We start from the raw sequence: 571 nt of genomic DNA, 5'->3' as shown, positions 1-571 counted from the left end.
CAGCGTCCCCGACACGACAGCCGCGTCACCCAACGCCTCGTCCATCCCCACCGTCAGGACGGGGTGCGCGCTGACCTCGACGAACGCCCCGAACTCCTCCTCGGCCAAGGCCCGCACGGCGGTCTCGAACCGCACCGTCTGCCGCAGGTTGCGGAACCAGTACCCCGCGTCGAGTTCCTCCCCGCAGAGCCACTCCGCGTCCACCGTGGAGAAGAACGGCACCGTGGCCGGCCGGGGGGACACCCCCTCCAGCACCCGCAGGATCTCCTCGCGGATCTCCTCCACCTGTGCGGAGTGAGAGGCGTAGTCCACGGGGATGCGCCGGGCCCGCTCCACACGGCCCAGGATCTCCTCCAGACCGTCCGGATCGCCCGCCACGACGACGGACGAGGGGCCGTTCACCGCCGCCACCGACACACCGTCGGGCAGCAGATCACGCACCTGCTCCACCGGGAGGGGAACCGAGACCATCCCGCCCCGGCCCGCCAGCGCGGTGATCGCCCTCGACCGCAGCGCCACCACCCGCGCACCGTCCTCCAACGACAACGCACCCGACACCACGGCAGCCGCG

1 protein-coding gene is annotated in these 571 nt (G+C 72.3%); it reads right to left on the bottom strand.

The window, feature by feature from the left end; genetic code table 11:
• Nucleotides 1-558: acyltransferase domain-containing protein (locus IE294_RS47115; protein WP_373315980.1), on the bottom strand; the 558-nt coding region annotated here is incomplete at its 3' end.
• Nucleotides 559-571 lie beyond the last annotated feature (13 nt).

It is taken from the genome of Streptomyces canarius (assembly GCF_014650735.1).
GTDB classification, from domain to species: Bacteria; Actinomycetota; Actinomycetes; order Streptomycetales; family Streptomycetaceae; genus Streptomyces; species Streptomyces olivaceoviridis.
Note: the sequence above shows the minus strand (reverse complement) of the source record. Positions and strands in the feature narration are given on the sequence as shown.